Annotated in this window: 29 protein-coding genes and 1 riboswitch; of the genes, 11 read left to right on the top strand and 18 right to left on the bottom strand. The window is 72.4% G+C overall.

The window, feature by feature from the left end; translation table 11 throughout:
- The first annotated feature begins 38 nt into the window (after window positions 1-38).
- Window positions 39-470, top strand: a complete 432-nt coding sequence (locus tag ACIQ6Y_RS18650; protein WP_404039727.1) for a hypothetical protein — start codon at window positions 39-41, stop codon at window positions 468-470.
- A 131-nt stretch (window positions 471-601) separates the two neighbouring features.
- Here ACIQ6Y_RS18650 and mug read toward each other — a convergent pair whose 3' ends face one another.
- From mug to ACIQ6Y_RS18610, 8 genes are all read right to left on the bottom strand, one after another.
- Window positions 602-1,147: a G/U mismatch-specific DNA glycosylase gene (gene mug, locus ACIQ6Y_RS18645; protein ID WP_404040115.1), complete on the bottom strand. Its 546-nt coding sequence runs from the start codon at window positions 1,145-1,147 to the stop codon at window positions 602-604.
- Entirely contained in the window at window positions 1,144-2,583 is a 1,440-nt protein-coding gene (purB, locus tag ACIQ6Y_RS18640; RefSeq protein ID WP_404039724.1) for an adenylosuccinate lyase, read from the bottom strand. The genes mug and purB overlap by 4 nt, the downstream gene beginning before the upstream one ends.
- Window positions 2,584-2,656: 73 nt before the next feature.
- Complete coding sequence (locus tag ACIQ6Y_RS18635; protein ID WP_404039721.1) at window positions 2,657-3,442, bottom strand: SGNH/GDSL hydrolase family protein; 786 nt, start codon at window positions 3,440-3,442, stop codon at window positions 2,657-2,659.
- 93 nt (window positions 3,443-3,535) lie between these two features.
- The gene (locus ACIQ6Y_RS18630) at window positions 3,536-4,549 is read right to left on the bottom strand and encodes a hemolysin family protein (protein WP_404039718.1); all 1,014 of its coding nucleotides are present in this window, start codon (window positions 4,547-4,549) and stop codon (window positions 3,536-3,538) included.
- On the bottom strand, window positions 4,549-5,886 hold the full coding sequence (locus ACIQ6Y_RS18625; RefSeq protein ID WP_404039716.1) for a hemolysin family protein: 1,338 nt from the start codon (window positions 5,884-5,886) through the stop codon (window positions 4,549-4,551). The genes ACIQ6Y_RS18630 and ACIQ6Y_RS18625 overlap by 1 nt, the downstream gene beginning before the upstream one ends.
- A gap of 190 nt (window positions 5,887-6,076) precedes the next feature.
- Window positions 6,077-6,511, bottom strand: coding sequence for a GNAT family N-acetyltransferase (locus ACIQ6Y_RS18620; RefSeq protein WP_404039713.1), 435 nt, complete (start codon window positions 6,509-6,511; stop codon window positions 6,077-6,079).
- A gap of 55 nt (window positions 6,512-6,566) precedes the next feature.
- A complete protein-coding gene (locus ACIQ6Y_RS18615; RefSeq protein ID WP_404039710.1) occupies window positions 6,567-9,140 on the bottom strand; it encodes an ABC transporter permease in 2,574 nt (857 codons plus the stop codon).
- Window positions 9,141-9,144: 4 nt separating this feature from the next.
- Window positions 9,145-9,960 (bottom strand): ABC transporter ATP-binding protein, encoded by an 816-nt coding sequence (locus tag ACIQ6Y_RS18610; RefSeq protein WP_404039707.1) that lies wholly within the window; start codon window positions 9,958-9,960, stop codon window positions 9,145-9,147.
- A gap of 159 nt (window positions 9,961-10,119) precedes the next feature.
- Between ACIQ6Y_RS18610 and ACIQ6Y_RS18605 the strand changes: the two genes are divergently transcribed.
- Both ACIQ6Y_RS18605 and ACIQ6Y_RS18600 read left to right on the top strand, forming a co-directional pair.
- Window positions 10,120-10,350 (top strand): toxin-antitoxin system HicB family antitoxin, encoded by a 231-nt coding sequence (locus tag ACIQ6Y_RS18605; protein ID WP_404039705.1) that lies wholly within the window; start codon window positions 10,120-10,122, stop codon window positions 10,348-10,350.
- 4 nt (window positions 10,351-10,354) lie between these two features.
- A complete protein-coding gene (locus tag ACIQ6Y_RS18600) occupies window positions 10,355-10,735 on the top strand; it encodes a fic family toxin-antitoxin system, toxin component (RefSeq protein ID WP_404039702.1) in 381 nt (126 codons plus the stop codon).
- An 8-nt stretch (window positions 10,736-10,743) separates the two neighbouring features.
- On the opposite strand, the gene ACIQ6Y_RS18595 is transcribed toward ACIQ6Y_RS18600, so the two are convergent.
- The 4 genes from ACIQ6Y_RS18595 to bioB all read right to left on the bottom strand — a co-directional run bounded on the left by ACIQ6Y_RS18595 (window position 10,744) and on the right by bioB (window position 14,751).
- Window positions 10,744-11,424, bottom strand: a complete 681-nt coding sequence (locus ACIQ6Y_RS18595; RefSeq protein ID WP_404039699.1) for a class I SAM-dependent methyltransferase — start codon at window positions 11,422-11,424, stop codon at window positions 10,744-10,746.
- Window positions 11,425-11,514: 90 nt separating this feature from the next.
- The gene (bioD, locus tag ACIQ6Y_RS18590; protein ID WP_404039696.1) at window positions 11,515-12,243 is read right to left on the bottom strand and encodes a dethiobiotin synthase; all 729 of its coding nucleotides are present in this window, start codon (window positions 12,241-12,243) and stop codon (window positions 11,515-11,517) included.
- A gap of 17 nt (window positions 12,244-12,260) precedes the next feature.
- Window positions 12,261-13,541: an adenosylmethionine--8-amino-7-oxononanoate transaminase gene (locus tag ACIQ6Y_RS18585; protein WP_404039693.1), complete on the bottom strand. Its 1,281-nt coding sequence runs from the start codon at window positions 13,539-13,541 to the stop codon at window positions 12,261-12,263.
- A complete protein-coding gene (gene bioB / locus ACIQ6Y_RS18580; RefSeq protein ID WP_404039691.1) occupies window positions 13,534-14,751 on the bottom strand; it encodes a biotin synthase BioB in 1,218 nt (405 codons plus the stop codon). Before bioB ends, ACIQ6Y_RS18585 begins: the two co-directional genes overlap by 8 nt.
- 148 nt (window positions 14,752-14,899) lie before the next feature.
- On the opposite strand from bioB, the gene ACIQ6Y_RS18575 reads away from it, so the two are divergent.
- The gene (locus ACIQ6Y_RS18575) at window positions 14,900-16,027 is read left to right on the top strand and encodes an 8-amino-7-oxononanoate synthase (protein ID WP_404039689.1); all 1,128 of its coding nucleotides are present in this window, start codon (window positions 14,900-14,902) and stop codon (window positions 16,025-16,027) included.
- Window positions 16,028-16,105: 78 nt separating this feature from the next.
- On the opposite strand, the gene ACIQ6Y_RS18570 is transcribed toward ACIQ6Y_RS18575, so the two are convergent.
- On the bottom strand, window positions 16,106-16,315 hold the full coding sequence (locus ACIQ6Y_RS18570) for a DUF397 domain-containing protein (RefSeq protein WP_404039687.1): 210 nt from the start codon (window positions 16,313-16,315) through the stop codon (window positions 16,106-16,108).
- A gap of 9 nt (window positions 16,316-16,324) precedes the next feature.
- Window positions 16,325-17,194, bottom strand: coding sequence for a helix-turn-helix domain-containing protein (locus ACIQ6Y_RS18565; protein WP_404039684.1), 870 nt, complete (start codon window positions 17,192-17,194; stop codon window positions 16,325-16,327).
- A gap of 213 nt (window positions 17,195-17,407) precedes the next feature.
- On the opposite strand from ACIQ6Y_RS18565, the gene ACIQ6Y_RS18560 reads away from it, so the two are divergent.
- Complete coding sequence (locus tag ACIQ6Y_RS18560; RefSeq protein ID WP_404039681.1) at window positions 17,408-17,866, top strand: ATP-binding protein; 459 nt, start codon at window positions 17,408-17,410, stop codon at window positions 17,864-17,866.
- A 91-nt stretch (window positions 17,867-17,957) separates the two neighbouring features.
- Here the strand turns inward: ACIQ6Y_RS18560 and ACIQ6Y_RS18555 are convergent, their stop codons facing one another.
- The 3 genes from ACIQ6Y_RS18555 to ACIQ6Y_RS18545 all read right to left on the bottom strand — a co-directional run bounded on the left by ACIQ6Y_RS18555 (window position 17,958) and on the right by ACIQ6Y_RS18545 (window position 19,887).
- A complete protein-coding gene (locus ACIQ6Y_RS18555; protein WP_404039678.1) occupies window positions 17,958-18,431 on the bottom strand; it encodes a C40 family peptidase in 474 nt (157 codons plus the stop codon).
- Between the two features lie 3 nt (window positions 18,432-18,434).
- Window positions 18,435-18,638: riboswitch (cyclic di-AMP (ydaO/yuaA leader) on the bottom strand.
- A gap of 297 nt (window positions 18,639-18,935) precedes the next feature.
- Window positions 18,936-19,244 (bottom strand): hypothetical protein, encoded by a 309-nt coding sequence (locus ACIQ6Y_RS18550; RefSeq protein ID WP_404039675.1) that lies wholly within the window; start codon window positions 19,242-19,244, stop codon window positions 18,936-18,938.
- A gap of 7 nt (window positions 19,245-19,251) precedes the next feature.
- Complete coding sequence (locus tag ACIQ6Y_RS18545; protein WP_404039672.1) at window positions 19,252-19,887, bottom strand: ATP-dependent Clp protease proteolytic subunit; 636 nt, start codon at window positions 19,885-19,887, stop codon at window positions 19,252-19,254.
- Between the two features lie 84 nt (window positions 19,888-19,971).
- Here ACIQ6Y_RS18545 and ACIQ6Y_RS18540 point away from each other — a divergent pair, with 84 nt between their 5' ends.
- Window positions 19,972-20,241: a type II toxin-antitoxin system Phd/YefM family antitoxin gene (locus ACIQ6Y_RS18540; protein WP_404039669.1), complete on the top strand. Its 270-nt coding sequence runs from the start codon at window positions 19,972-19,974 to the stop codon at window positions 20,239-20,241.
- A gap of 94 nt (window positions 20,242-20,335) precedes the next feature.
- On the opposite strand, the gene ACIQ6Y_RS18535 is transcribed toward ACIQ6Y_RS18540, so the two are convergent.
- A complete protein-coding gene (locus ACIQ6Y_RS18535; RefSeq protein WP_404039666.1) occupies window positions 20,336-21,328 on the bottom strand; it encodes an ABC transporter permease in 993 nt (330 codons plus the stop codon).
- 111 nt (window positions 21,329-21,439) lie between these two features.
- On the opposite strand from ACIQ6Y_RS18535, the gene ACIQ6Y_RS18530 reads away from it, so the two are divergent.
- From ACIQ6Y_RS18530 to ACIQ6Y_RS18510, 5 genes are all read left to right on the top strand, one after another.
- Entirely contained in the window at window positions 21,440-22,057 is a 618-nt protein-coding gene (locus ACIQ6Y_RS18530; protein WP_404039663.1) for a TetR/AcrR family transcriptional regulator, read from the top strand.
- A 130-nt stretch (window positions 22,058-22,187) separates the two neighbouring features.
- Entirely contained in the window at window positions 22,188-22,490 is a 303-nt protein-coding gene (locus tag ACIQ6Y_RS18525) for an urease subunit gamma (RefSeq protein WP_404039661.1), read from the top strand.
- 11 nt (window positions 22,491-22,501) lie between these two features.
- The gene (locus ACIQ6Y_RS18520; RefSeq protein ID WP_404039658.1) at window positions 22,502-22,813 is read left to right on the top strand and encodes an urease subunit beta; all 312 of its coding nucleotides are present in this window, start codon (window positions 22,502-22,504) and stop codon (window positions 22,811-22,813) included.
- Window positions 22,806-24,527, top strand: coding sequence for an urease subunit alpha (locus ACIQ6Y_RS18515; RefSeq protein ID WP_404039655.1), 1,722 nt, complete (start codon window positions 22,806-22,808; stop codon window positions 24,525-24,527). Before ACIQ6Y_RS18520 ends, ACIQ6Y_RS18515 begins: the two co-directional genes overlap by 8 nt.
- Window positions 24,527-25,201 (top strand): urease accessory protein UreF, encoded by a 675-nt coding sequence (locus ACIQ6Y_RS18510; RefSeq protein WP_404039652.1) that lies wholly within the window; start codon window positions 24,527-24,529, stop codon window positions 25,199-25,201. Before ACIQ6Y_RS18515 ends, ACIQ6Y_RS18510 begins: the two co-directional genes overlap by 1 nt.
- Window positions 25,202-25,279: the final 78 nt, after the last annotated feature.

The following is a 25,279-nucleotide window of genomic DNA, read 5'->3' as shown; positions in this document are numbered from 1 at the left end:
CCCCGCCAATTGTCAGTGGTGCCGGGTTTACTGGAGGCATGGACATCGCGCGGTACCTGGACACGATCGACCGGCTGTGCGCCCGCCCCTTCCCGGCGGAGCACGGCTGGTCGGACGTGGGCCGGGAAGGGCCGGGCTACTGCATAGCGGAGTTGGCGGCCGGGGACGGGGGCGCCGCGCGCCGGGAGCGCACGGCGGAGGACTTCGAGGCGTACCGGGAGGGCATCGCACAGCGCCTTGACCAGCGCTGGGGGGCGCAGCCCGCGTGGAGCACGCTGACGCTCCAGGTGCGCCGGGCGAGAGGCGAGGAGATACCCGAGCCATGGGGGAGCGTCGGTGAACTGCTGGACGAGGTGTCCCTGTGGCGGACGAACGGCACCGACCGCTGGGTGGCGATAGGGGTCGCCGCGCGGGGCGAGTCGGAGGAGGTCCGCCTGCTGGCCGTGGTGACGGAGATCGACCCGCCCTGAGGAAGGAAGGACGCACGGCGACGCGGGGTCTGCTCCTCGCGGCGACCAGCCGGGACGCGGGGCGCCAGGTTTGCGCAGCCCCCGCCCAACCCCGGCTCAATCCTCCGCAGCCACGCCCGGCCAACCCCGGCTCAGCCCTCCGCGGCCACCCGCAGCCGGGCGAACTCCTCCGCCATCGTCGCGGCCGTCCAGTGCGCGTTCAGCCCGCTCGGATTGGGCAGCACCCACACGCGCGTGTCGCCGATGGTCCGCTCCTGCGGGCCCACCTGGGCGGTGCGGTCGCCGAAGGCCGCCCGGTACGCGGTGACGCCCACCACCGCGAGCCGGCGGGGCTTCAGCCGGGCCACCTTCAGTGCCAGCAGCCGGCCGCCCTCGCGGTACTCCTCGGCGGTCAGTTCGTCCGCGCGGGCGGTCGCCCGGGCGACCACGTTGGTGATGCCGAGCCCGTAGGACAGCAGCTCCTGCTGCTCGGCCGGCTTCAGCAGCCGCGGGGTGAAGCCGGACAGATGCAGCACCGGCCAGAAGCGGTTGCCGGGGCGCGCGAAGTGATGGCCGGTCGCGGCCGACATCAGCCCCGGGTTGATGCCGCAGAACAGCACGCGAAGGCCGTCCGCGACGACGTCCGGTACGAGACGGTCGCGGGCGGCCTCCAGCTCCTGCGGCGTGAAGCGGGTCAGAGAATCGCTCCGGGGGTGTAGCCCGCGGCCTCCGGGTGCTGCTTGACGATCTCGTCGATGCGGCCCACGACCACGGCGACCTGGTCGGCGGCGGCGCCCGTGAAGGACAGCTTGTCGGCCATCAGGGCCCCGAGCTGCTCCCGGTCCAGCGGCAGCCGCTCGTCCGCGGCCAGCTTGTCGAGCAGGTCGTTGCGCTCGGCGCCCTGCTCGCGCATGGCCAGCGCGGTCGCCACGGCGTTCTCCTTGATGGCCTCGTGCGCGATCTCCCGGCCGACACCGGCCCGCACCGCGCCCATCAGCACCTTGGTGGTGGCGAGGAACGGCAGGTAGCGGTCCAGCTCCCGGGCCACGACGGCCGGGAACGCGCCGAACTCGTCGAGGACGGTCAGGAACGTCTCCAGCAGGCCGTCCAGCGCGAAGAACGCGTCCGGCAGCGCGACCCGGCGCACCACCGAGCAGGACACGTCACCCTCGTTCCACTGGTCGCCCGCCAGCTCGCCGGTCATCGAGGCGTAGCCGCGCAGGATGACCATCAGGCCGTTGACGCGCTCGCAGGAGCGGGTGTTCATCTTGTGCGGCATCGCCGAGGAGCCGACCTGGCCCGGCTTGAAGCCCTCGGTGACCAGCTCGTGCCCGGCCATCAGCCGGATCGTCTTGGCCAGCGACGACGGCGCCGAGGCCAGCTGCACCAGCGCGGTGACGACCTCGTAGTCCAGGGAGCGCGGGTAGACCTGGCCGACCGAGGTGAAGGCCTGCGCGAAGCCCAGGTGCTGCGCGATCCGGTTCTCCAGGTCGGCGAGCTTCGCGGCGTCACCGCCGAGCAGGTCCAGCATGTCCTGCGCGGTGCCGACGGGGCCCTTGATGCCGCGCAGCGGGTAGCGGCCGAGCAGCTCCTCCAGGCGGCCGTAGGCGACGAGCAGCTCGTCGGCGGCGGTCGCGAAACGCTTGCCCAGGGTGGTGGCCTGCGCGGCGACGTTGTGGGAGCGGCCGGCCATGACCAGCTCGGCGTACTCGCCCGACAGCTTGCCGAGGCGGGCCAGTACGGCCACCGTGCGGTTGCGCATCAGCTCCAGGGAGAGCCGGATCTGGAGCTGCTCGACGTTCTCCGTCAGGTCGCGGGACGTCATGCCCTTGTGGACCTGCTCGTGCCCGGCGAGGTCGTTGAACTCCTCGATCCGCGCCTTCACGTCGTGCCGCGTGACCTTCTCGCGCTCGGCGATGGAGGCCAGGTCGACCTGGTCGAGGACACGCTCGTAGTCGGCGATCGCCGCGTCCGGCACCTCGATGCCGAGGTCCTTCTGGGCCCGCAGCACGGCGAGCCAGAGCTGACGCTCCAGCTTCACCTTCTGCTCGGGGGACCAGAGCGTGGCGAGCTCGGCGGAGGCGTACCGTCCGGCGAGAACGTTCGGGATGCGGGGCTTGGCGGGAGAAGTCACGTGTCCGGATTCTACTGGCGATTAGTGCAGGCCAGCGCCAGGCCCCGGTTGGGCGGAACCTACGAGACGGCTGTCACTCGGTGGCCTGAGCCAGATACGGCATCAGCTCCGGCCGCTTCGGCGGGCGCCCGTCCCCCGACGACCGGCCGGTCAGCCGGCGGCCGATCCAGGGAAGCAGGTGCTGCCGGGCGAACCGTACGTCCGCGACCCGGCGGGTGACCCAGCCCGGCGGCAGGGACGCAGGCGCCGGGACGTGCCAGTCGGCGTCCTCGGGTTCGTAGCCCAGCGTCTGCCAGACCGCCTCGGCGACCCGGCGGTGGCCCTCGGCCGTGAGGTGCAGCCGGTCCACGTCCCACAGCCGCGGGTCACCGAGTGCGGGCGCCCCGTACAGGTCGACCACGACCGCCCCGTGCCGGGCCGCGAGCTCGTCGATGCAGGTGAACAGCTCCTCCATGCGCGGCCGGAACCGCTCCAGGACCGGGCCCTGCCGGCCCGGACTGCGCATCAGCACCAGCTGCTCGCAGGCCGGGGCCAGCCGCTCCACGGCCTCGGTGAGCAACCCCTTCACCCGCCCCATGTCGCACTTGGGGCGCAGCGTGTCGTTCAGGCCGCCGACCAGGGTGATCACATCGGCGCCCATCGCGGCGGCGACGTCCACCTGCTCGTCGACGATCTGCCCGATGAGCTTCCCGCGCACGGCGAGGTTGGCGTACCGGAAGCCGGGCGTGTGCGCGGCCATCCGTGCCGCGAGCAGGTCGGCCCAGCCGCGGTAGGTGCCGTCGGGCAGCAGGTCCGACATGCCCTCGGTGAAGGAGTCGCCGAGCGCGACCAGGCTGGTGTGGGTGGGGTTCGTCTGCATGGCGACAGCGATGGTAACCCGCCGGACATACCCAGCGGTCGGTCACCCCGGGCCGACCCCGGTCCACCGTGGGCCGGCCCCTGCACCGAACCCCTACGCCGGCTGCCCGAACAGCTCCCGCAGCACGTCCTCCATCGTCACCAGCCCCGCCAGCCGCCCGTCGGCGCCGAGCGCGGCGGCGAGGTGCGTACGACTGCCCCGCATCGCGGTCAGCACGTCGTCCAGCGGAGTCGTCTCCCGTACGCGCGCGATGGGCCGCATGTCCCGCGGCCGGAAGGCGACATCGCGCGGGGAGGCGTCCAGCGCGTCCTTCACATGCAGATAGCCCACGATGCGCCGGCCCTCGTCGACCACCGGGAACCGGGAGAACCCGGACTCGGCCGACAGCCGCTCCAGCTCCTCGGGAGTGACGCCCACGCGCGCGTAGACGACCCGTTCCAGCGGAAGCACGACGTCCCGCACCGGCCTGCGGCCCAGCTCCAGTGCGTCGTTCAGCCGCTCGCGCGCACGGGCGTCGATCAGCCCGGCCTCACCGGAGTCACGCACCAGGCGGGCCAGCTCGGCGTCCGAGAAGGTCGCCGTGACCTCGTCCTTGGTCTCGATCCGCATCAGCTTGAGCAGGGCGTTGGCGAAGGCGTTGATCGCGAAGATCACCGGCCGCAGCGCCCGGGCCAGCGTCACCAGCGGCGGCCCCAGCAGCAGCGCGCTGCGCACCGGCTCGGCGAGCGCGATGTTCTTGGGCACCATCTCGCCGAGCAGCATGTGCAGATACGTCGCAAGGGTCAGCGCGATGACGAACGACACCGCGTGCCCGGCACCGCTCGGCACGCCGACCGCGTGGAACACCGGCTCCAGCAGATGCGCGATCGCCGGTTCGGCGACCACGCCGAGCACCAGGGTGCACAGCGTGATGCCGAGCTGCGCGGCCGCCATCAGGGCGGACACATGCCGAAGGCCCCACAGCACGCTGCGGGCGCGCCGGTCGCCGTCCTCGGCGTGCGGTTCGATCTGGGAGCGGCGTACGGAGATCAGCGCGAACTCGGCCCCGACGAAGAAGGCGTTGACGACCAGCGTCGCCAGACCGATCAGCAGCTGTACGGCGACCATCACCGGCTCCCCTCTTCGTCGTCCTCGGTGTCGTTCAGCGGCGCGTGCAGCAGCACCCGTGCGGCGCGGCGCCCGCTCGCGTCGACCACGTCCAGCCGCCAGTGGCCGACCTGGAGACTGTCGCCCTCGGCCGGGATGCGGCCGAGTTCGGCGGCGACGAGGCCGGCGAGGGTCTCGTACGGCCCCTCGGGCGGCCGCAGACCGACGCGCGCGAGCTGGTCGATGCGGGCGGCGCCGTCCACGGAGTACAGGGCGTGGCCGTCCGCGTCGGTGCCGGCCGGGGCGAGGTCGGGGGTCTCGTGCGGGTCGTGCTCGTCGCGGACCTCGCCGACGACCTCCTCGACGATGTCCTCCAGGGTGGCGACGCCGGCGGTGCCGCCGTACTCGTCGATGACGACCGCCATGGTCCGCTTGCCGGACAGCCGGTCCAGCAGGCGGTCCACCGTGAGCGACTCCGGCACCAGCAGCGGTTCGCGCATCAGCTCGGCGACCCGCACCCGAGGGCGCCGCTCGGCGGGTACGGCCAGCACGTCCTTGATGTGCGCGGTGCCCACGACCGAGTCGAGGTTGCCGCGGTAGACGGGGAAGCGGGACAGGCCGGTCGCACGGGTGGCGTTGGCGACGTCCTCGCAGGTGGCCTGCACATCCAGGGCGACGACCTGGACGCGCGGTGTCATCACGTTCTCCGCGGTCAGGTCGGCCAGGTTCAGCGTCCTTACGAACAGCTCGGCGGTGTCCGGCTCCAGGGCCCCTTCCCGGGCGGAGTGCCGGGCGAGCGCGGCCAGCTCCTGCGGCCCGCGCGCGGAGGCCAGCTCCTCGGCCGGCTCGATGCCGAACCGGCGCACCACCCGGTTCGCCGTGTTGTTCAGGTGGGTGATGAAGGGCCGGAAGGCGCGGCTGAACCAGCGCTGGGCGTTGCCCACCGTCTTGGCCACGGCCAGCGGCGAGGAGATCGCCCAGTTCTTGGGCACGAGTTCGCCGACGACCATCAGGAACACCGTCGACAGGCCCGTACCCAGCACGAGCGCCAGCGAGGACGCGGCCGACCGGGACATGCCGACCGACTCCAGCGGGCCCGCGATCAGGCGCGAGACGGACGGCTCGGCGAGCATGCCGACGACCAGGTTGGTGACGGTGATGCCGAGCTGGGCGCCGGAGAGCTGGAAGGTGAGGTTGCGCACGGCCTTCAGCGCGCCGGCCGCGCCGCGCTCGCCGCGCTCGGCCGCCGCCTCCAGCTCGCCGCGCTCGACCGTCGTCAGCGAGAACTCGGCGGCGACGAAGGCGCCACAGGCGAGCGAGAGCAGGATCGCCACCAGCAGCAGGAGCACTTCGGTCATCGGGTCACCTCCGTCCCATGATCGGACAGGGTGGCGGACAGTGCGCGATGTCGGCTACTGGGAGGCTCGCCCATGGACGGACGCTCACACCTTTCATCAGAGGACCGCGTCAGGTCGACACGGTCCTCCAATAGTAAAGGATCGGCAAAGCAGGTCGATCGGGTCAGCGGGACGGGACGGCTCGGACAGCTCAGGCGGATCGGTCGGTGAGTGGCTTCACCCAGCGAAGCCACTGCTCCTCGGGCGCGTACCCCGCCGCGCGCCAGGCATGGTGCGCCGTCTCGTTGCGGGTGAGCACCATCGCGTCCCCGCGCCGGCCCCCCAGCTGTACGAAGCGCTCCTCGGCCGCCGTGAGCAGCGCCGAGCCGATGCCGCGGCGGCGCCGCTCCGGGTGCACCGCGAGCCGGTACAGATGGCAGCGCCAGCCGTCGAAGCCGGCGATCACCGTGCCCACCAGCTCGCCGTCCAGCTCGGCCAGCAGCAGCGCCTCCGGGTCCCGCTCCACCAGCCGCTCCACTCCGGCGCGGTCGTCGCTGATGCTGGTCCCCTCGGCGGACGCCTTCCAGAAGGCGAGCACGGCATCGAGGTCGTCGGGCGTCGCGGCCCGTATCCGCAGGTCGGTCATGGGACGAGCACATCACGGTCGGCCCCGCTGGACGGCGAATTCCACGATGCGGACGTCACTCGTGCGCGATCGCCGCCAATACGTTCATCCGCGAGGCCCGCAGCGCGGGCAGCAGCGCCGCCACCACCCCGACGACCGCCGAGCCGATCACCACCGCCACGATCGTGCCCCAGGGCACCGCCAGCGCGGTCATGCCCTGCAGCGCCAGCACCTGCTGCATGCAGACACCCCACACCAGCCCGAGCGCGAGCCCCAGCACCGCGCCGAACACGGCGATCACCACCGACTCCAGCCGGATCATCCGCCGCAACTGGCGCCGCGACAGCCCGATCGCCCGCAGCAGCCCGATCTCCCGGGTGCGCTCCACGACCGACAGCGCCAGCGTGTTCACCACACCGAGCACCGCGATGACGATGGCCAGCCCGAGCAGCGCGTACACGAGATACAGCAGCACGGCGATCTGGTCGTGGATCAACTGCTTGTAGTCCGCCAGGTCCCGCACCTGCACCTGCGGATACGTCTCCAGCGTCCGCTCCAGACCCGCGCGCAGGGCGTCGTCGTCGGTGCCCGCCCGGCCGTTGACGTAGACGGCGGAGTCCTGGCCGCCCGGTGCGTAGCGGTCCAGGGTGGCGAGGGAGAAGTAGATGCCGCCCTGGTTGCCGAAGCCCTCGGCGGTCTCCTGGTCGGTCAGCGCGCCCACGGTCAGCTCGGCGGTGCGCCCGCCGCGGAACTCCACGGGCAGCGCGCTGCCGACCCGGACGTCGTGGTCGCGCGCGAAGTCCAGGTCCATCGCGAGGTGCCCGCCGGCCAGCGCGGCGGCGGTGTCTCCCTGCGCGTAGGTGATGTGCGCGACGTCGTCGAGCTGGGGGTCGTAGCCGGCCGCCGTGGTCGTGACGCGGTCACCGTCCGGCAGTCGTACGGCGACCGGGGTGAACCGCGCGCGGACGACCAGGCCGACCCCCTCCGTGTCGCGCACCTTGTCGGTGACCTCGGCCGGGAACGGCACGAAGTTGCTGTTCTGCAGGACGAAGTCGGCGCCCAGCGTTTTGTCGATCTGCTCGTCGAACGACTGCGTCATCGACGCGCTCGCCACCGACATCCCGCCCACCAGCGCGAGCCCCACCATCAACGCGGCCGCCGTGGCGCCCGTACGGCGTGGATTGCGCAGGGCGTTGCGCTGGCTCATCCGCCCGACCGAGCCGAACAGCGCCGGGAAACCCGCGCCGAGGACCCGGATCACCGGGCGCACCAGCAGCGGCCCCGCGATGACGGTCGCGACCAGCGTCAGCACGACCCCGAGGCCCAGCAGGGACGCCGCCGTGGCCGTCCGTGACGCGGCCACGCAGCCCGCCAGCGCCGCCGCACCGGCCGCCCCGACGACCACGCCCACCACCGCACGCACCTTCAGCGGGCGCCCCACCCCGGCGACCTCGGCGTCCGCGAGGGCCGCCATCGGGGAGACCGTGGCCGCGCGGCGGGCCGGGAGGTAGGCGGCGACGAAGGTGACGCCCACGCCGACGACGTACGCGACCACGGGCGTTCCCCACCCGACCACCATCTCGGTGGCCTTGATGTTCATGCCGAGCAGGCCCATCAGCTCGATCAGCCCGGCGGCGAGGCCGATCCCGGCGGCCAGGCCCAGGGTGGAGCCCACCAGGCCGAGCAGCAGCGCCTCCGTCAGCACGGAGCGGCGCACCTGACGCCGGTCGGCGCCCAGGGCGCGCAACAGGCCCAGTTCGCGGGTGCGCTGGGCGATCAGCATCGAGAAGGTGTTGACGATCAGGAACACGCCCACGAGCACGGCGATCCCGGCGAACCCCAGCATCACGTACTTGATGACGTCGAGGAACCCGCCCAGCTGGTCCACGTCCGACTCGGCCTGCTCCTCGGCCGTCCGCAGCTCGTAGCGGGCCGCGCTGTCGCCGAGCGCGCCGGCCACGCGCCGCTTCAGCTCGGTGTCGCTCACCCCGTCGGCCGCGTCGACGGTGATGCCGGTGGCGGCCTTCGGGTCGCCCAGCAGCCTGGCCTGCGCGGTGGGCGGGTCGAGGAACAGCAGGGCCGCGCCGGGGTTGGTGGTGGTGAAGGTGACGATGCCGACGACCTTCACGTCGAAGGAGCCGGGCGCGGCGATCACGGTGAGTGTGTCGCCGATCGCCACGTCCTTGCGGTCTGCGGTCTCCGAGTCCAGCAGCGCCTCCGCGGGGCCGCGCGGGGCATGGCCCGAGGTGAGCTCCACGGGGCTGCGGTCGGTGGGCTGCCAGCCGGTGCCGATCGTCGGGGCGCCGGTGGTCGGGCCGACCGACTCGTGGTCCTCGTCCACGACGGTGATGCCGTTGACGTCCACGTCCGCGCGCGCGTCCGCCACCCCGGCCACCCGCTTCACCCGCTCCGCCAGCGCGGCCGGCAGGGTCGGGGTGAAGCCCGAGGGCACGGTCTCGTCGAGTGTCTCGTCCGGGCTGACCGTCACATCGGCGGCCGTGGACGCGAAGAGCCGGTCGAAGGTACGGCTGACGGTGTCCGAGAAGATCAGGCTGCCCGCGACGAACGCGACGGACAGCACGACCGCCAGCGCGGACAGCAGCAGCCGCCCCTTGTGCGCGAGAAAGCTGCGGAGGGTCGCCTTGAGCACGGACTCAGGCCTCCTTGCCGGGGTCGCCACCGTCTGCGATGGCCCCTCGGACGATGTCGAACCGCTTCATTCGCTCCAGCACGGCATGGGCCGTGGGCCGCTCCATCTCGTCGACGATCCGCCCGTCCGCGAGGAAGAGCACCAGGTCGGAGTGGGCGGCGGCACCCGGATCGTGAGTCACCATCACCACGGTCTGCCCGAGGTCGTCCACCGCCTCGCGCAGAAAGCCCAGCACCTCGAGACCGGCCCGCGAGTCCAGGTTGCCGGTCGGCTCGTCCGCGAAGATCAGCTCGGGCCGGGAGGCCAGCGCGCGGGCACACGCGACACGCTGCTGCTGGCCGCCCGACAGCTGGGCCGGCCGGTGCGTGAGCCGGTCGCGCAGCCCGAGCGTGTCGATGACCTGGTCCAGCCACGCCGGGTCGGGTTTCTGCCCGGCGATGTCCATGGGCAGGGTGATGTTCTCCAGCGCGTTCAGCGTCGGGATCAGGTTGAACGACTGGAACATGAAGCCGATCCGGTCCCGGCGCAGCCGCGTCAGCTCCCGCTCCCGCAGCCCGGTGATCTCGGTGTCGCCCAGCCACACCTGCCCGGCCGAGACGGTGTCGAGCCCCGCCAGACAGTGCATCAGCGTGGACTTGCCCGAGCCCGAAGGCCCCATGACCGCGGTGAACCGGCCGCGCGCGACGTCCACGTCCACCGAGTCCAGGGCCAGCACGGCCGTCTCACCGGAGCCGTACGCCTTGGTCAGTCCGCGGGCGCGCGCGGCGACCCCGTCGGCCGAGGCCAGGCCCGGGGCGTGCTCCGCAGCAGGTGTGGACAAGGCCGCCTCCTTGGTCGGGGACCGGGGACCGGGGAAGTAGGGGACATCGGGCACTTCCTCGTTCCGCCCGAGCCTAATGTGACCGGCGGCACACTCGGTATCCTCCTTGAGTTTGAGTGGCCCTTGCCGGTGCTAGCACCTCGGCGCTAGCTTCGAGGTATGGCGAAGACCCAGCTGAACGTCCGCGTGGACGAGGGCACGGCCCGCGCGGCCCGTGAGCGCGCCCTGGCCCGCGGCATGAGCGTCAACCGCTACATCGAGGAACTGGTCCGACAGGACACCGGCGAGGTCGGCCACACCTTCGTGGAGGCCGCCGCCGACTTCATGAAGAGCTACGCGTCCGTCTTCGCCGAGGAGTTCGGCGACCCGAAGCGCGAAGGCCGTCACTGAGCCGTTGAGCCCTCTCAGGATCGACCTCGCCTGGCTGCTGATGCTCGCCGAGCAGTACACCCCCGGGGACCCCCAGGTCAGCGACTGGGGCGCGCTCGTCGCCGCCGTCGCCCGCCACCAGGCCGAGATCTTCGACGTCCCCGTCTACGACACCCCGCACGCCCGCGCCGCCGCGCTGCTCCAGCTCCTCGTCCACATCCCGGCCCTGGAGCGCTCCAACGCCCTCTTCGCCTGCGCCGTCGCCTACGCCTACCTCGTCGCCAGCGGCCTCAAGGTCGTCACCTCACCCGAACAGGTCCGCGACCTCGCCCGCCTGGTCAAGACCGGCGAGGCCTCCGTCCACGACATCGCGGACGAACTGCGCCAGTGGAGCATCGAGGCCTAGGCCTAGGCCTAGGCCTCCGGTCGCCAGGCCGTGCCCAGGACGCAGTACGACATCGGCAGGGCCGGGCCCTTGTCCGGCATCAGGAAGCTGCGGTACGGGCCGAGTTCGAAGCCGGCGGAGCGCAGGGCGGCCACCGGGTCGCGGGAGACGTGGCAGCCGCCGTTGAGGCGCGGCCACACCGTCAGGTCGAGGGCGCGCTGGGTGGCGGTCATGGCCCGGCCGCCGCCCCGCCCGTGCTCGAAGAACCGCACCTCGCCGCCCGGCCGCAGCACCCGCCGCACCTCGCCGAGCGCCCGCGGCACGTCCCGCACGCTGCACAGCACCAGCGACAGCACGACCGCGTCGAACGCCTCGCTCTTGACCGGCAGCGCCTCCGCCGCACCCGGCACCACGTCCACCGGCACTCCGGCCCGCACCGCGGCGTCCACCGCGAGCTGCCGCAGGGTGCGCTCGGGTTCGATGCCGACGACCTCGGAGACGGTGCCGGGGTAGTGGGCGAAGTTCAGCCCGTTCCCCGCACCCACCTCCAGCACGCGGCCGGACAGCCCGGCGAGCAGCCGCTCGCGGATGCCGCCCATGCCCATCCGGGTCTCGGCGGCCACACTGACCCGGGCGTAGTAGCGGGCGAACAGCGGATGGTGCACGGCATCCCGCGCCGGCTTGCCGGCGGCCGTGGAACGCAGCGGCATGGGGACCTCCTCGGCAGGACGGGCCTTACGCCGATTCTGCCCCGCCCCACGCCTCCGCACCCACGCCCACGACCGCCGGGCGCAGCGGGCCTACGTCGCCGAGGGCGCGGCCCACCGCGCCGCGAAGGCTTCCGCGTCCCAGGCTCCGTCCAGCCGCGGCGCGAGCCATCCCGGCGCGGAGGCCCGGAAAACGTCCGGGGACAGCGCGCCCGCCCCGGCCGGCAGGGCGCCGAGCAGCGGAGCCGCGGTCACCTCCGGCAGGTCGGCGAGGTTGCAGCGGGAGGCGAGGTCGGCGTCGTCGGGCCAGCTGCCGATGACGACACCGGCCAGGTCGAGGCCGCGGCGGCGCAGCTCACGGGCCGTCAGCTCCGTGGTGTTCAGCGTGCCCAGGCCCGCCGAGGCGACCACCAGGACCGGCGCGCCCAGCAGCTCGGCCGCGTCGGCGAGGGTGCCGCCCTCGTCGTCGAACCGCACCAGCAGCCCGCCCGCGCCCTCCACCAGCACCAGGTCGTACTCCGTGGCCAGCTTGGCCGCCGCGTCCGCGATCTCCCGCGGTCGCACCGGGGCGAGCCCCGCCCGCCGCGCCGCCGTCGCCGGGGCCAGCGGCTCCGGATACCGGGCGAGTTCGGCGACGGCGACCTCGCCCGCGAGCCGCGCCACCTCGGCCGCGTCCCCGAGCTCGTCCGGCCGTACGCCCGTCTGTGCTCCCTTCAGCACGGCGACCGACCGGCCGGCCGCGAGCGCCGCGGCAGCCACCGCGGCGGTCGTGACGGTCTTGCCGACCTCCGTGCCCGTACCTGTGATCACCAGGACCGGCATATCCGCTTCTCTCCGTTTCATCCCTCGCGCGCGGCCGCGCACACGGCCCGCGCGATCCGCGCCACGTCCTCGTCACCGGTGACGTACGGCGGCATGGTGTAGATCAGGTCCCGGAACGGCCGCAGCCAGACGCCCTCGCGCACCGCGGACGCCGTCGCCGCCGCCATGTCGACCGGGTGGTCCAGCTGGACGACACCGATCGCGCCGAGCACGCGCACGTCCCGCACACCGGGCAGCTCCGAGGCCGGGGCGAGCCCCTCGCGCAGGCCCGCCTCGATACGCTTGATCTCCGTGGCCCAGTCCTGCCCGAGCAGCAGGTCCAGCGAGGCGCAGGCCACCGCGGCGGCGAGCGGGTTGGCCATGAACGTCGGCCCGTGCGCCAGCACCGGCACCTCGCCCTGCGAGATCCCGTCGGCCACGCGCGGCGTGCACAGCGTCGCCGCCATCGTGAGATAGCCGCCGGTCAGCGCCTTGCCCAGGCACATCACATCCGGCGTCACGCCCGCGTGGTCGGCCGCGAACAGCGCGCCCGTACGGCCGAAGCCGGTCGCGATCTCGTCGAACACCAGCAGCACGTCGTGCGCGTCGCACGCCTCGCGCAGCACCCGCAGATAGGCGGGGGAGTGGAAGCGCATGCCGCCCGCGCCCTGCACGACCGGTTCCACGATCACCGCGGCCAGCTCATGGGCGTGCTCCGCGATCGCCGAGCGCAGCAGCTCCGCGTACGTCTCGTCGTACTCGGCAGGCGGCGCGTCCACGAACAGCTGCTGCGGCAGGACGCCCGACCACAGCGCGTGCATGCCGCCGTCCGGGTCGCACACGGCCATCGGCTGCCAGGTGTCCCCGTGGTAGCCGCCGCGCCAGGTCAGCATCCGCCGCTTCTCCGGGCGGCCCAGCGAACGCCAGTACTGCAGGCACATCTTCACCGCGACCTCGACCGACACCGACCCGGAGTCGCAGAGGAACACATGCTCGAGACCGTCGGGCGACATGTCGACAAGCCGCTTCGCCAGCCGTACGGCGGGCTCGTGCGTGAGCCCGCCGAACATGACGTGGCTCATCCGCCCGAGCTGATCCTGCACGGCTTCGTCCAGCACCGGGTGGCGGTAGCCGTGGATCGCCGCCCACCAGGACGACATGCCGTCGACCAGCTCGCCCGAGCCGCCCGCGAGCCGCAGCCGGACCCCGCTCGCCGACTCCACGACGAGCGGCTGCGCCTTGCCGGGCATCGGACCGTAGGGATGCCACACATGCCGCCGGTCCAGATCCAGCAGCTCCGGCACACCGAGCTCAGGCATTGGGCGCGAGGTCCGTACCGGCACCACGACGGCGTACGGCGACGAGGTCGGTCCGCGGCTCGCCCACGGCGGGCGCGGCCTCGGCGGCAGCCGGCACGGAGCCGCAGACCCCGCCGCCCCCGTGCGAACCGCAGCCGCTCGACGCCTCGTCCTCGTGCGAGCCGCAGTCACCCGCGGCCGCATGGGAACCACAGCCCCCGGCAGCGCCCCGGTGCTCCGGCAGCGTCACCTCCCCGGCGCCCTCCACCTCGAACCCGGCGTCGGCGATCATCTCCAGGTCGGCCTTGCCGGCCTGGCCCTCGCTGGTGAGGTAGTCGCCGAGGAAGATGGAGTTGGCCAGGTTCAGCGCGAGCGGCTGCATCGTGCGCAGGTGGACCTCACGGCCGCCCGCGATGCGCACCTCGACGTCCGGGCACACGAAGCGGACCATCGCCAGGATGCGCAGGCACCGCTGCGGGGTGAGGTTCCACTCCTTGGCCAGCGGCGTGCCCTCGAACGGGATGAGGAAGTTGACCGGCACCGAGTCCGGGTCCAGCTCGCGCAGCGAGAACACCACGTCGACCAGGTCCTCGTCGCTCTCGCCCATGCCCGCGATCAGGCCCGAGCAGGCCGACAGACCCGCCGCGTGCGCCTTCTGCACGGTGTCGACGCGGTCGGCGTAGGTGTGCGTGGTCGTGATGTCCGCGTACGTCCCCTCGGACGTGTTGAGGTTGTGGTTGTAGGCGTCGGCGCCCGCCTCGCGCAGCCGCTCGGCCTGGCCGTCGGACAGCAGACCGAGGCAGGCGCACACCTCGACGTCCTCGTTCTGGCCCTTGATCGCCTTGATGGTCTCCGACACCCGGTCCACGTCACGGTCCGTCGGACCGCGCCCGCTGGCCACCAGGCAGACCCGCTTGGCGCCTCCGGCGAGGCCCGCGGCGGCCGCCTCGGACGCCTCGTCGGGCTTGAGCCAGGTGTACTTCAGGATCCCGGCCTTCGAGCCGAGCCGCTGGGAGCAGTACGAGCAGTCCTCGGGACACAGGCCCGACTTGAGATTGACCAGATAGTTCAGTTTCACGCGCCGGCCGAACCAGTGCCGGCGCACCTTTCCGGCCGCGGCCACGACGTCGAGCAGCTCGTCGTCCGACGTGGCCAGCACGGCGAGCGCTTCCTCGCGGGTCGGCAGCTCGCGCCGAAGCCCCTTGTCCACCAGCGTGTTCAGCAGATCCATGAGAGCCGATCCTGTCGTACGGAGGTACCCCGGGCCAATGTGACTTCGCACAACGAAGGGCGTTCGACGTGTGGGTATTGCCACACCGTGGGCGGCTGCCCCTGCAGCTAGTGTCTGTCCACTGCCTACAAATCCTGCGGAGGGACCCATGGCGTTCGGCTGGATCGACGAGTCGGCGGAACTGCGCCGCCGCGCCGGACTCGTACGGACGCTGCGCCCGCGCCCCGCCGACTCGCCGCTGCTGGACCTCGCGAGCAACGACTACCTCGGACTGGCCCGCCACCCCGAGGTCGTCGCGGGGGCGCAGGAGTCCGCCGCGCTCTGGGGCGGCGGCGCGACCGGCTCCCGGCTGGTCACCGGCACTACGGAACTGCACACCGCGCTGGAGCGCGAGCTGGCCGAGTTCTGCGGCTTCGAGGCGGCCCTGGTCTTCTCCTCCGGGTACGCCGCCAACCTCGCGGCGGTCACCGCGCTGGCCCCGCACGGCTCGCTGGTCGTCTCCGACGCGGGCAACCACGCCTCGCTCATCGACGGCTGCCGGCTGGCCCGGGGCACCACCCAGGTGGTCGGACACGCCGACCCGGAGGCGGTCCGCAAGGCGCTGGACACCCACGACGGCCCGGCCGTCGCGGTGTCCGACACGGTCTTCTCGGTCGACGGCGACGCGGCCCCGCTGGCCGCCCTCGCCGAGGCCTGCCGGGCGTACGGCGCCGGACTGGTGGTCGACGACGCGCACGGCCTCGGCGTACTCGGCGACGGCGGGCGCGGCGCGCCGTACGCGGCCGGGCTGGCGGGGGCCGAGGACGTCGTCGTGACGGTGACCCTGTCGAAGTCGCTGGGCAGCCAGGGCGGCGCGGTGCTGGGCCCCGCGCGGGTGATCGAGCACCTGGTCAACGCGGCCCGCACGTTCATCTTCGACACCGGCCTCGCCCCGGCCGCGGCGGGCGCGGCCCTGGCGGCCCTGGGGCTGCTGCGCCGTGAGCCCGAGCGGGCGGCGCGGGCGCGGGAGGTGGCGACCGAGCTGTACGAGCGGCTGACGGCGGCGGGCCATGAGGCGGTACGGCCGGACGCCGCCGTGGTGTCGGTGCGCGCTCCGTCCCCGGAGCAGGCCGTGCGGTGGGCGGCGGACTGCCGCGCCGCCGGGGTGGCCGTGGGCTGCTTCCGGCCGCCGTCCGTGCCGGACGGCATCTCCCGGCTGCGGCTGACCGCCCGCGCGGACCTCTCCGGGGAACAGATCGAACGCGCTGTACGGGTGATCGGTCGGACGCGACCGTGAGTCGGCGATCCACGGCCGTGTTTCAGAACTGATCCGTTTTCAGAGTGAAACGACCCTGGGACGGGCCTCGAACGACCCTCAGTGGAATGCGGCCGTGAATCCCGCCCAGCTCTCGGGGGAGAAGAGCAGCGCGGGTCCCTCCGGCCTCTTGGAGTCGCGCACGGCGAGCCGGCCCGACCAACGGGCCGTCTCGACGCAGTTGTTGGCTCCGGTGCTGTAGCTGCTGCGCAGCCACTGGGCGCTGTGCAATCGGGTACTGGAGGGGACGTTCCGAGGCAGTGCAGACATGGTGCCTCCTTATGCGCCGTCAACTGTCCCGGCGATGTGATCCAGCGAGTCCTCGGGTGAAAGGGCGTGTGCCTGAAGGGTGTTGAAGGCCTCGGTGTAGGCCTCCAGGTCTTCTTTCCGTTCGAGATAGAGGCTACTCGTCATGTGGTCGAGAACAACCACATCCAGATCAGAAGTGCGCGGAAATGAGAAGATAACGAAAGGCCCGGTGATGCCGATATGCGCCCCGGCGGAGAACGGCAGCACCTGGATACGGACCTGCGGCAGCCGCGCCGCCTCCAGCAGCCGCCGCACCTGCCCCCGCATCACCTCGGGCCCGCCCACCTCCCGGCGCAGCACGGCCTCGTCCAGCACCGCGCTCAGCCGCAGCGGCGGCTGCGCCCGCAGCACCTCCTGCCGGGCGAGCCGCACCTGCACCAGCGCGTCCACCCGCTCGTCCGGCTCCCCGGCGAGGCCGGCCACCGCGGCCCGGGTCACCGCACGGGCGTACTCGGGGGTCTGCAGCAGTCCGGGCACCACGGAGGTCTCCAGCGTGCGCATCGCGCTGGCCTGCGACTCCAGGCTGATGAAGTCCCGGTAGGCGGGCGGCAGCACCCCGCGGTAGGCGTGCCACCAGTGGTGCCGGCCGATCCCGTCGTCGGAGCCGGCCAACATCAGCAGCAGCTCGCGCAGTTCGGGGTCGGAGACGCCGTAGGCGTCCAGCAGTAACCGCACGTCGGACGGTTTCACGCCACTCGCGCCCGTCTCGATCCGGCTCACTTTCGACTGATGCCAGCCCACCAGCCGGGCCGCCTCGCCGCTGGTGAGTCCCGTACGGGTGCGCAGCGCGCGCAGTTCCGCGCCGAGCTTTCGGCGGCGCACCGCCGGACCGTGCTGCATGGGCCCCTCCCTACTCCTCAAGGGCCGCCCAAATAGGGTCTGCCGTCGCAGAGTTCACCGCTTCGAGCGACAGATATATGCATATCTTGGTGGATCGCCACCGTTACCGGCGTGCTGGTGGCAGTCTGGCGAACGAAGCACCAGTCCGGGACCGTACTCGAACCATCCGATTCTTGTCGGACCGCGATCCCGTGGGAAAGGGACGACGTCGCCATGGCAGACCACCTGGAAGCATCCGTCACTCTGCCGAGCGATCCCGCCTCGGTCTCCGCGGCCCGTGCCTTCGTCATCGGCACCCTGGGGGAGTGGGGCCTGCCGTCGGACACCGAGGCCGCCAACACCGTCCGGCTGATCGTCTCCGAACTCGCCACCAACGCCGTACAGCACACGTTCGGGCAGTCACCCACCTTCACGGTGGCCGTGCGCCTGGAGCGTGACGAACAGTTGCGCATCGGCGTCACCGACAGCCATCCGAGGTTCCCGAAGCGGCTGCCGGCCGCGGTGCAGCAGGACAACGGCCGCGGCATGGTGATCATCCGCTGGCTGACGGCGGAGTGCGGCGGCAGACTGCGCGTCAGACCCACGCGCGAGGGCGGCAAGACGGTCCTGATCGAGCTGCCCTGGACCGTCCCGGCTCATCCGGTGACCGCAGCGGGCCAGCAGGAGCCGTGAGCCCCCGAGAGCGCGCGGACGCTGCTCGGGGGCCCAGGAGTGGCCCCGGGCGGTGACGGCGGGTCAGGGAGCCGTACCGCCCGGGAGCAGGTCAGCTCACGCGGCCGTACCAGACCTTGCTCGTCCAGATCTTCTGGAGCCTGACCACGTCCCCGGTCTTCGGGGCGTGCCAGATGCGGCCCTTACCGGCGTAGATGCCCACGTGGTAGACGTTCGAGCCCGAGTGGAAGAACACCAGGTCCCCCGCCTTGCGGCTCTTGGCGGAGATGTGCCGGGTCTTGTTGTACTGCTGGGCAGCGGTGCGCGGCAGAGACTTGCCCGCCTTCTTGTACGAGTAGAGAGTGAGGCCCGAGCAGTCGAACCGGTGCGGACCGGTGGCGCCGTACTTGTAGGGCGAGCCCTTCTTCGAGGCTGCCACCTGGAGGGCCTTCGTCGCGGACGTGGCGGCCTGGGCCTCGGCGGCGACGCCGGGCACCACCAGGGAGCCGCCCACGGCGGCGAGAGTCAGGGCCGAGGCCGTACCGGCACGGGCCATGAGCGACGGGACACGATTCTGCGCGGTCATGCGCAACCCTTCGTCAGCCGCCTGTGAAGGATGACCTGTCGGATTCGGGCTGGCGAAGTGGCCCGGCCACCCGAAGGCGGCTTCACCCCAAGGACCGCTCGGACAACTGCGCTCCGGCGGACCGTCGTGCTTGGGTCCTCCACTCCTGCCGATCCACTCCTGTCGACCGGTCATCCGGGCGGCGGCAGGACTCGGCGTCCGCCCGGACCGCCCCGCCGCGGTGGCGGGGGCTTGTCGTCAGTCAGGGATCTTCACTCACAAGTGTCCGAAATACCCAATGGAACCGGGGATTTGTGTTGTTACTCACCACTCACCCGTTCGGGTGGACAGCTTGATCGACAAGCGTCTGTCAAGACCGCCGAACGGCCCCGGACCAGGGCCGGAACGCATTGTTCCGCCGTGAAAGCGCGCGTATCACGCAACTGTTGGGGCCCCGCAATACGACAACCTTCTACTCCGAAAGGGGGTACGTCATTTGGTCCGTTTAACGGTGGCCTCGCGCGCTCAGCCGTCGGAGCGCGCCGGCAGCGCCACACGCGCCGTCCGGCGCTCCCCGTCCAGGACGCGCAGCGCCCGCGCGAGCGTCGGCGCGTGCAGCTCCGTCTCGCCCCGTTGGTGCATCAGGGCGAGCGCGTCGCGCAGTTCCATGGCCTTGCGCACCAGCGCCTGAGCGGCGCGCAGTCCGCCGTAGGTGTCGCCGTGGTGCGCGGGGTTGATCCGGCCCAGCAGGTCGACGGCCTCCAGGTAACGGTCGATCAACTCGCCCTCCGCGCGGGTCAGCGCGGGCAGCGGCGGCAGTTCGGGTGGCAGCACCGGCGCCTCACTCTCCGGTCGGCGGGGCGAGGGTCGCCTTGCGGCCGGGCACGATCCGGTCCACCAGCCCGTACTCCAGCGCCTCCTGGGCGGTGAGAACCCGGTCGCGCTCGATGTCCGCGCTCACCTGCTCCCGGTCGCGCCCGGTGTGCCGGGCCAGCATCTCCTCCAGGCCGCGCCGTATGCGCAGCAACTCCTCCGCCTGGATGGCGAGATCACTGGCCTGTCCCTCCACCGGCTCGGCGAGCGCGGGCTGGTGGAGCACGATCCGGGCGCCCGGCAGCGCGAACCGCTTGCCCGGTGTCCCCGCCGCGAGCAGCACCGCCGCCGTCGCACCGGCCTGCCCCAGGCAGATCGTCTCCACGTCACAGCTGACGTAGCGCATCGTGTCGTAGACCGCCGTCATGGCGCTGTACGAGCCGCCGGGCGAGTTGACGTACAGCGAGATGTCCCGGTCCGGGTCCTTGTGCTCCAGGTACATGAACTGCGCCATCACGTCGTTCGCCGATGTGTCGTCGACCTGTGTGCCCAGCAGGACGATCCGTTCCTCCAGCAGCTTCGAGTAGGGGTCCTGGGTCCTCAGTCCGGAGCTGGTGCGTTCGGTCATCTCGGGCAGGACATGGCGGGCTGACGGTCGGGTCATGGCTCACGCGCCTCCCTTCGGAGCCCTCGGCGGAGGGCGTTCCGTAGAAAATGTACAGGACGTACATGACGTAATGTGGTGAGCATGGCCTACGAGATTCCGGTGACGCAAGCCCGCGCTGAGCTCGCCGACCTCATCAACCGCGTGGTGTACGGCGGCGAGCGCGTCGTCGTCACCCGTCACGGCAAGCCCCTGGTCGCCCTGGTCTCCGCCGCTGACCTGGAACGACTCGACGCGCTGGACGCCCCGGCCGAGGAGCAGGTGGCCAGCGCCGTCTCCGCGGTCCGCGAGGTCGCGTCCGCTCCCCGCGAACGGCAGCGCTTCGGTATCGCGGCGGAGCACCGGGGCCCGTAACCGCTGGGGGTGTGTGCACGACTTGTTGCACCCTCCGGCCGCATTTCCGGCCGAGTGACCCGTCCCGGGTGCAACAAATCGTGCACACGCCGGCCTACGCCGTGAGGGCGGGCTCCCGATCCCGGCTCGGGGTGCTCTTGTGGGGCCTCAGGGTCGGGCCCAGGGCTACCGCGCCGAGACCGATGACTGCCCACCAGGTCAGGGTCAGGGCGGGGGTCGTGGCCGCGGCGCCGTCGAAGTACGACACCGAGCGGATCAGGGTCGTGCCCGCGCCCGGCGGCAGCCACTGACCGAGCGCCCCGGCCGGCTCCGGCAGCATTTCCGGGGCCGAGGCAGCCGCGGAGAAGGGGTTGCCGAGCAGCATCACCAGGCCGGCCATGACGCCGATCCCCGCCGGTCCGAGCAGCGCCGCGAGGCCCGCGACCGCGGCGCCGACCGCCAGCGCGGCCAGCCCCAGGGCGCCGGCCTCCGTCCACCAGTCGCCGGTGAGGACGCCCAGCCAGCTGTGCGCGAGGGCCGCCGCGACCACGCCGACCAGGGCAGCCGCGCCCACCAGCGCGGCCACCGCCCGCACACCCCGCAGTCCGCTCAGCGTGACCAGGGCACCCATCGCGATCCCGGCCAGCGCCAACGGCAGCACGCTCGCGGTCAGCGCGGCCCCGCGCGGGTCCCGCTCGGGCGCGGCGACCACGTCGACCGTGCGCGGCTCGGTGCCGGCCGGGGCCTGCTCGGCGACCGCCTGCCGGAGCAGCTGGGCGACCAGCGGGCTCGCGGCGGAGGCGGTGAGCAGCTCCGGGCCGCGGTCGGTCACGACGACCGCGCCGTAGACCGACCGGTCCTCGACGGCCCGGCGGGCCGCGTCCGCGTCGGCGTACCGGTGGACGTCGAACGCGCCCTCGTGCGCCTGAAGCTGCCGCTCCACCTGTGCGGTGGCGGCGGTGGGTCCGGCCACGCCGATCGGCAGGTCGCGCGGCGCGGTCCGGGCGGCCGGCCAGGCGAAGGCCCACAGGGCGAGCGCCGCGACGAGCGGGACGAGCACGACGACCGCGAGCAGGCGGCGCGTGTGCGGTGAGGGGGTGGCGGACATGGTCCCTCCGGCTCCTGAGATCAAAAAGAAGGATCGTTCGTTTTAGGCGTCTCCAAAGTGCTCCCCGTGTCGGCTCTTGTCAAGAAGGAACGTTCGTTTTAGGTTGCGGCCATGGCTCGCGTATCCCAGGAACACCTCGACGCCCGGCGCCGGCAGATCCTCGACGGCGCCGCGCTGTGCTTCGCCCGCAACGGCTTCCACGCCACGTCCATGCAGGACGTGCTGAAGGAGGTCGACCTGTCCGCCGGTGCCGTCTACCGCTACTTCAGCGGCAAGGAGGAGCTGATCGCCGCGATCGTCTCCGAGGTGCTGGGCGAGGTCCGCGCGGCCTTCGAGGCGGCGGCCGAGCAGACCCCGCCCTCGTCGCCCGACCGCCTCGTGGCCGACGTCCTCAGCAACACCCTCGCCCTGCGCGAGAACCTCACCGTCGACGGGCAGCCCGCCTTCCCGCGCCTGGTCGTCCAGGTCTGGTCGGAGATCCCGCGCAACGAGGCCCTCGCCGTGGTCATGCGCGAGGGCTACGGCTCGGTGCGCGAGGCCTGGGCGCGGATCGTGCGGCTCTACCAGGACAGCGGGCGGATGCGTGCGGACATCGAGCCCGACCACGTCGCCCGGACCATGATCGCCGCCGTGCTCGGATTCATCGCCCAGCAGGCGCTGTTCGGACCCGTCCCGGTGGAGGTCCTGCGGGACGGCCTGCGCGCGCTGATGAGCATGACGGACGCCTGAGGGTCACAGGTTGGTTAACGTGCCCGAAACGCGGCCCAACTAGCCTGCCCCACCACACGCCACCAGGGACTTTGCCGGGTGGCGGGACAGCGGACCCCGCACGGTCCGGAGCGAGGATGTGAGGTGGGACGTGCAACTGACCCCGCACGAGCAGGAGAGGCTGCTGATCCATGTGGCGGCCGACGTCGCCGAGAAGCGCCGGGCCCGCGGGCTGAGGCTGAACCACCCCGAGGCCGTCGCCCTCATCACCTCGCACATCCTCGAAGGCGCCCGGGACGGCCGGACCGTCGCCGAGCTGATGGCCTCCGGACGGAAGCTGCTCGCCCGTGACGACGTCATGGACGGCGTCCCGGAGATGATCCACGACGTGCAGGTGGAGGCCACCTTCCCGGACGGCACCAAGCTCGTCACCGTCCATGACCCGATCGTGTGAAGGGGGCGGCGATGATTCCCGGCGAGATCCTGTTCGCGGACGACCCGATCGTCTACAACGACGGCCGTGAGGTCACCCGGCTGACCGTCCTCAACGCCGCCGACCGGCCCGTCCAGGTCGGCTCCCACTACCACTTCGCCGAGGCCAACCCGGGCCTGGACTTCGACCGGGCCGCCGCCCGCGGCAAGCGGCTGAACGTCGCCGCGGGCACGGCCGTGCGCTTCGAGCCCGGCATCCCCGTCGAGGTCGAACTCGTCCCGCTGACCGGCGCCCGCGTGGTGCCGGGCCTGCGCGGGGAGACCGGAGGTGCCCTCGATGCCTGAGATCTCCCGCGCCGCGTACGCCGACCTGTTCGGGCCGACCACCGGCGACCGCATCCGGCTCGCGGACACCGATCTGCTGATCGAGATCGAGGAGGACCGCTCCGGCGGACCCGGACGCTCCGGCGACGAGGCCGTGTTCGGCGGCGGCAAGGTCATCCGCGAGTCCATGGGCCAGGCCCGCGCCACCCGCGCCGAGGGCACCCCGGACACGGTGATCACCGGCGCCGTCGTCGTCGACCACTGGGGTGTGATCAAGGCCGACGTCGGCATCCGCGACGGTCGCATCACCGGCATCGGCAAGGCCGGCAACCCCGACACCATGGACGGTGTGCACCCGGACCTGGTCATCGGCCCCGAGACCGAGGTCATCGCGGGCAACGGGCGCATCCTGACCGCCGGTGCCATCGACGCGCACGTCCACTTCATCTGCCCGCAGATCGCCGACGAGGCGCTCGCCTCCGGTATCACGACGCTTGTGGGCGGTGGTACGGGCCCGGCCGAAGGGTCGAAGGCGACCACGGTCACGCCCGGTCCCTGGCACCTCGCCCGCATGATGGAGGCGATGGAGGCCTACCCCCTCAACATCGGCTTCCTCGGCAAGGGCAACACCGTCTCCCACGAGGCGATGTTCTCCCAGATCCGCGGCGGCGCCCTCGGCCTGAAGCTGCACGAGGACTGGGGCTCCACCCCGGCCGTGATCGACGCCGCGCTGACCGTCGCCGACCGGACCGGCATCCAAGTCGCCATCCACACGGACACGTTGAACGAGGCGGGCTTCGTCGGCGACACCCTCGCGGCGATCGCCGGGCGCGGCATCCACGCCTACCACACCGAGGGCGCGGGCGGCGGACACGCGCCCGACATCATGACGGTCGTCTCCGAGCCGCATGTGCTGCCCAGCTCCACCAACCCGACCCGGCCGTTCACCGTCAACACCGCCGAGGAACACCTCGACATGCTGATGGTGTGCCACCACCTCAACCCTGCCGTCCCGGAGGACCTGGCCTTCGCCGAGTCCCGCATCCGGCCCTCGACCATCGGTGCCGAGGACATCCTGCACGACCTGGGCGCCATCTCGATCATCTCCTCCGACTCCCAGGCCATGGGCCGCGTCGGCGAGGTGATCCTGCGGACCTGGCAGACCGCGCACGTGATGAAGCGGCGACGCGGAGCACTGCCCGGGGACGGCCGCGCCGACAACCGTCGCGTACGTCGCTATGTCGCCAAGTACACGATCAACCCGGCCCTCGCCCAGGGCCTCTCCCACGAGATCGGCTCGGTGGAGAGCGGCAAGCTCGCCGACCTCGTGCTGTGGGAACCGGCGTTCTTCGGCGTCAAGCCGCAACTCGTCCTCAAGGGCGGCCAGATCGCGTACGCGCAGATGGGCGACGCCAACGCCTCCATCCCCACCCCGCAGCCGATCCTGCCCCGCCCGATGTACGGCGCCATCGGCCGCGCCCCGGCGTCCAACTCGGTCAACTTCGTCGCCCCGCTCGCCCTGGAGGACGGCCTGGCCGAACGGCTCGCCCTCGGCAAGCGGTTCGTCGCCATCGAGTCGACGCGCGCGGTCACCAAGGCGGACATGCGGGAGAACGACGCCCGCCCGCGGGTCGAGGTCGACCCCGACAGCTTCGCCGTGCACATCGACGGCGAGCTCGTCGAGGCCACGCCCGCGGCGGAACTGCCCATGGCCCAGCGTTACTTCCTCTTCTGATGTCCAGGGCTGCGCTACTGGTCCTGGCCGACGGCCGCTTCCCCGCCGGAGGGCACGCCCACTCCGGCGGGGCCGAGGCGGCCGTCAAGGCGGGGCGGATCACCGACGCCGCGAGCCTGGAGGACTTCTGCCGGGGGCGGTTGCACACGGCCGGGCTGGTGTCGGCCGCGCTCGCCGCGTCCGCCGCGGTCGGTCTGGACGTGGCGGAACTGGACGCCGCCGCCGATGCCCGTACGCCGTCGCCGGCGCTGCGGGCCGCTGCGCGGAAGCTGGGGCGGCAGTTGCTGCGGGCCGGTCGTGCGACGTGGCCGTCGGCCGAACTCGACGCTCTGGCACGGCGGTTCCCCAAGGGGGCGCATCAGCCCGTGGTGCTCGGGGCGGTCGCCCGGGTGGCGGGGCTCGGGGCGGTCGACGCGGCCTACTGTGCGGCGTACGAGGGAGTGAGCGGGTCCGCCACCGCGGTGGTGCGGTTGCTCGGCCTTGACCCCTTCGAGGCCACGGCTGTGCTGGCCCGGCTCGCCCCGGAGCTGGATCGCGTCGCGGACCGGGCGGTGGAGGTGGCTCGGCGTGCGGCCGACGAGGGGGTGGAGGTGCTGCCCGCGGGTTCTGCCCCCTTGCTGGAGATCTCGGCGGAGGTGCATGCGGGGTGGCCTGTGCGGCTGTTCGCGTCCTGATGTTCATCGCCCCCGCCGCCCCTACCCGTTCCCCTCCCCAGGGGATCCGCCCCTTCGACCCCGCCAGGGGGCTCTGCC

It is taken from the genome of Streptomyces sp. NPDC096205 (assembly GCF_044763135.1).
Lineage (GTDB): Bacteria > Actinomycetota > Actinomycetes > Streptomycetales > Streptomycetaceae > Streptomyces.
The sequence above is the reverse complement of the archived record's forward strand: the minus strand, read 5'-3'. Positions and strand labels throughout refer to the sequence as shown.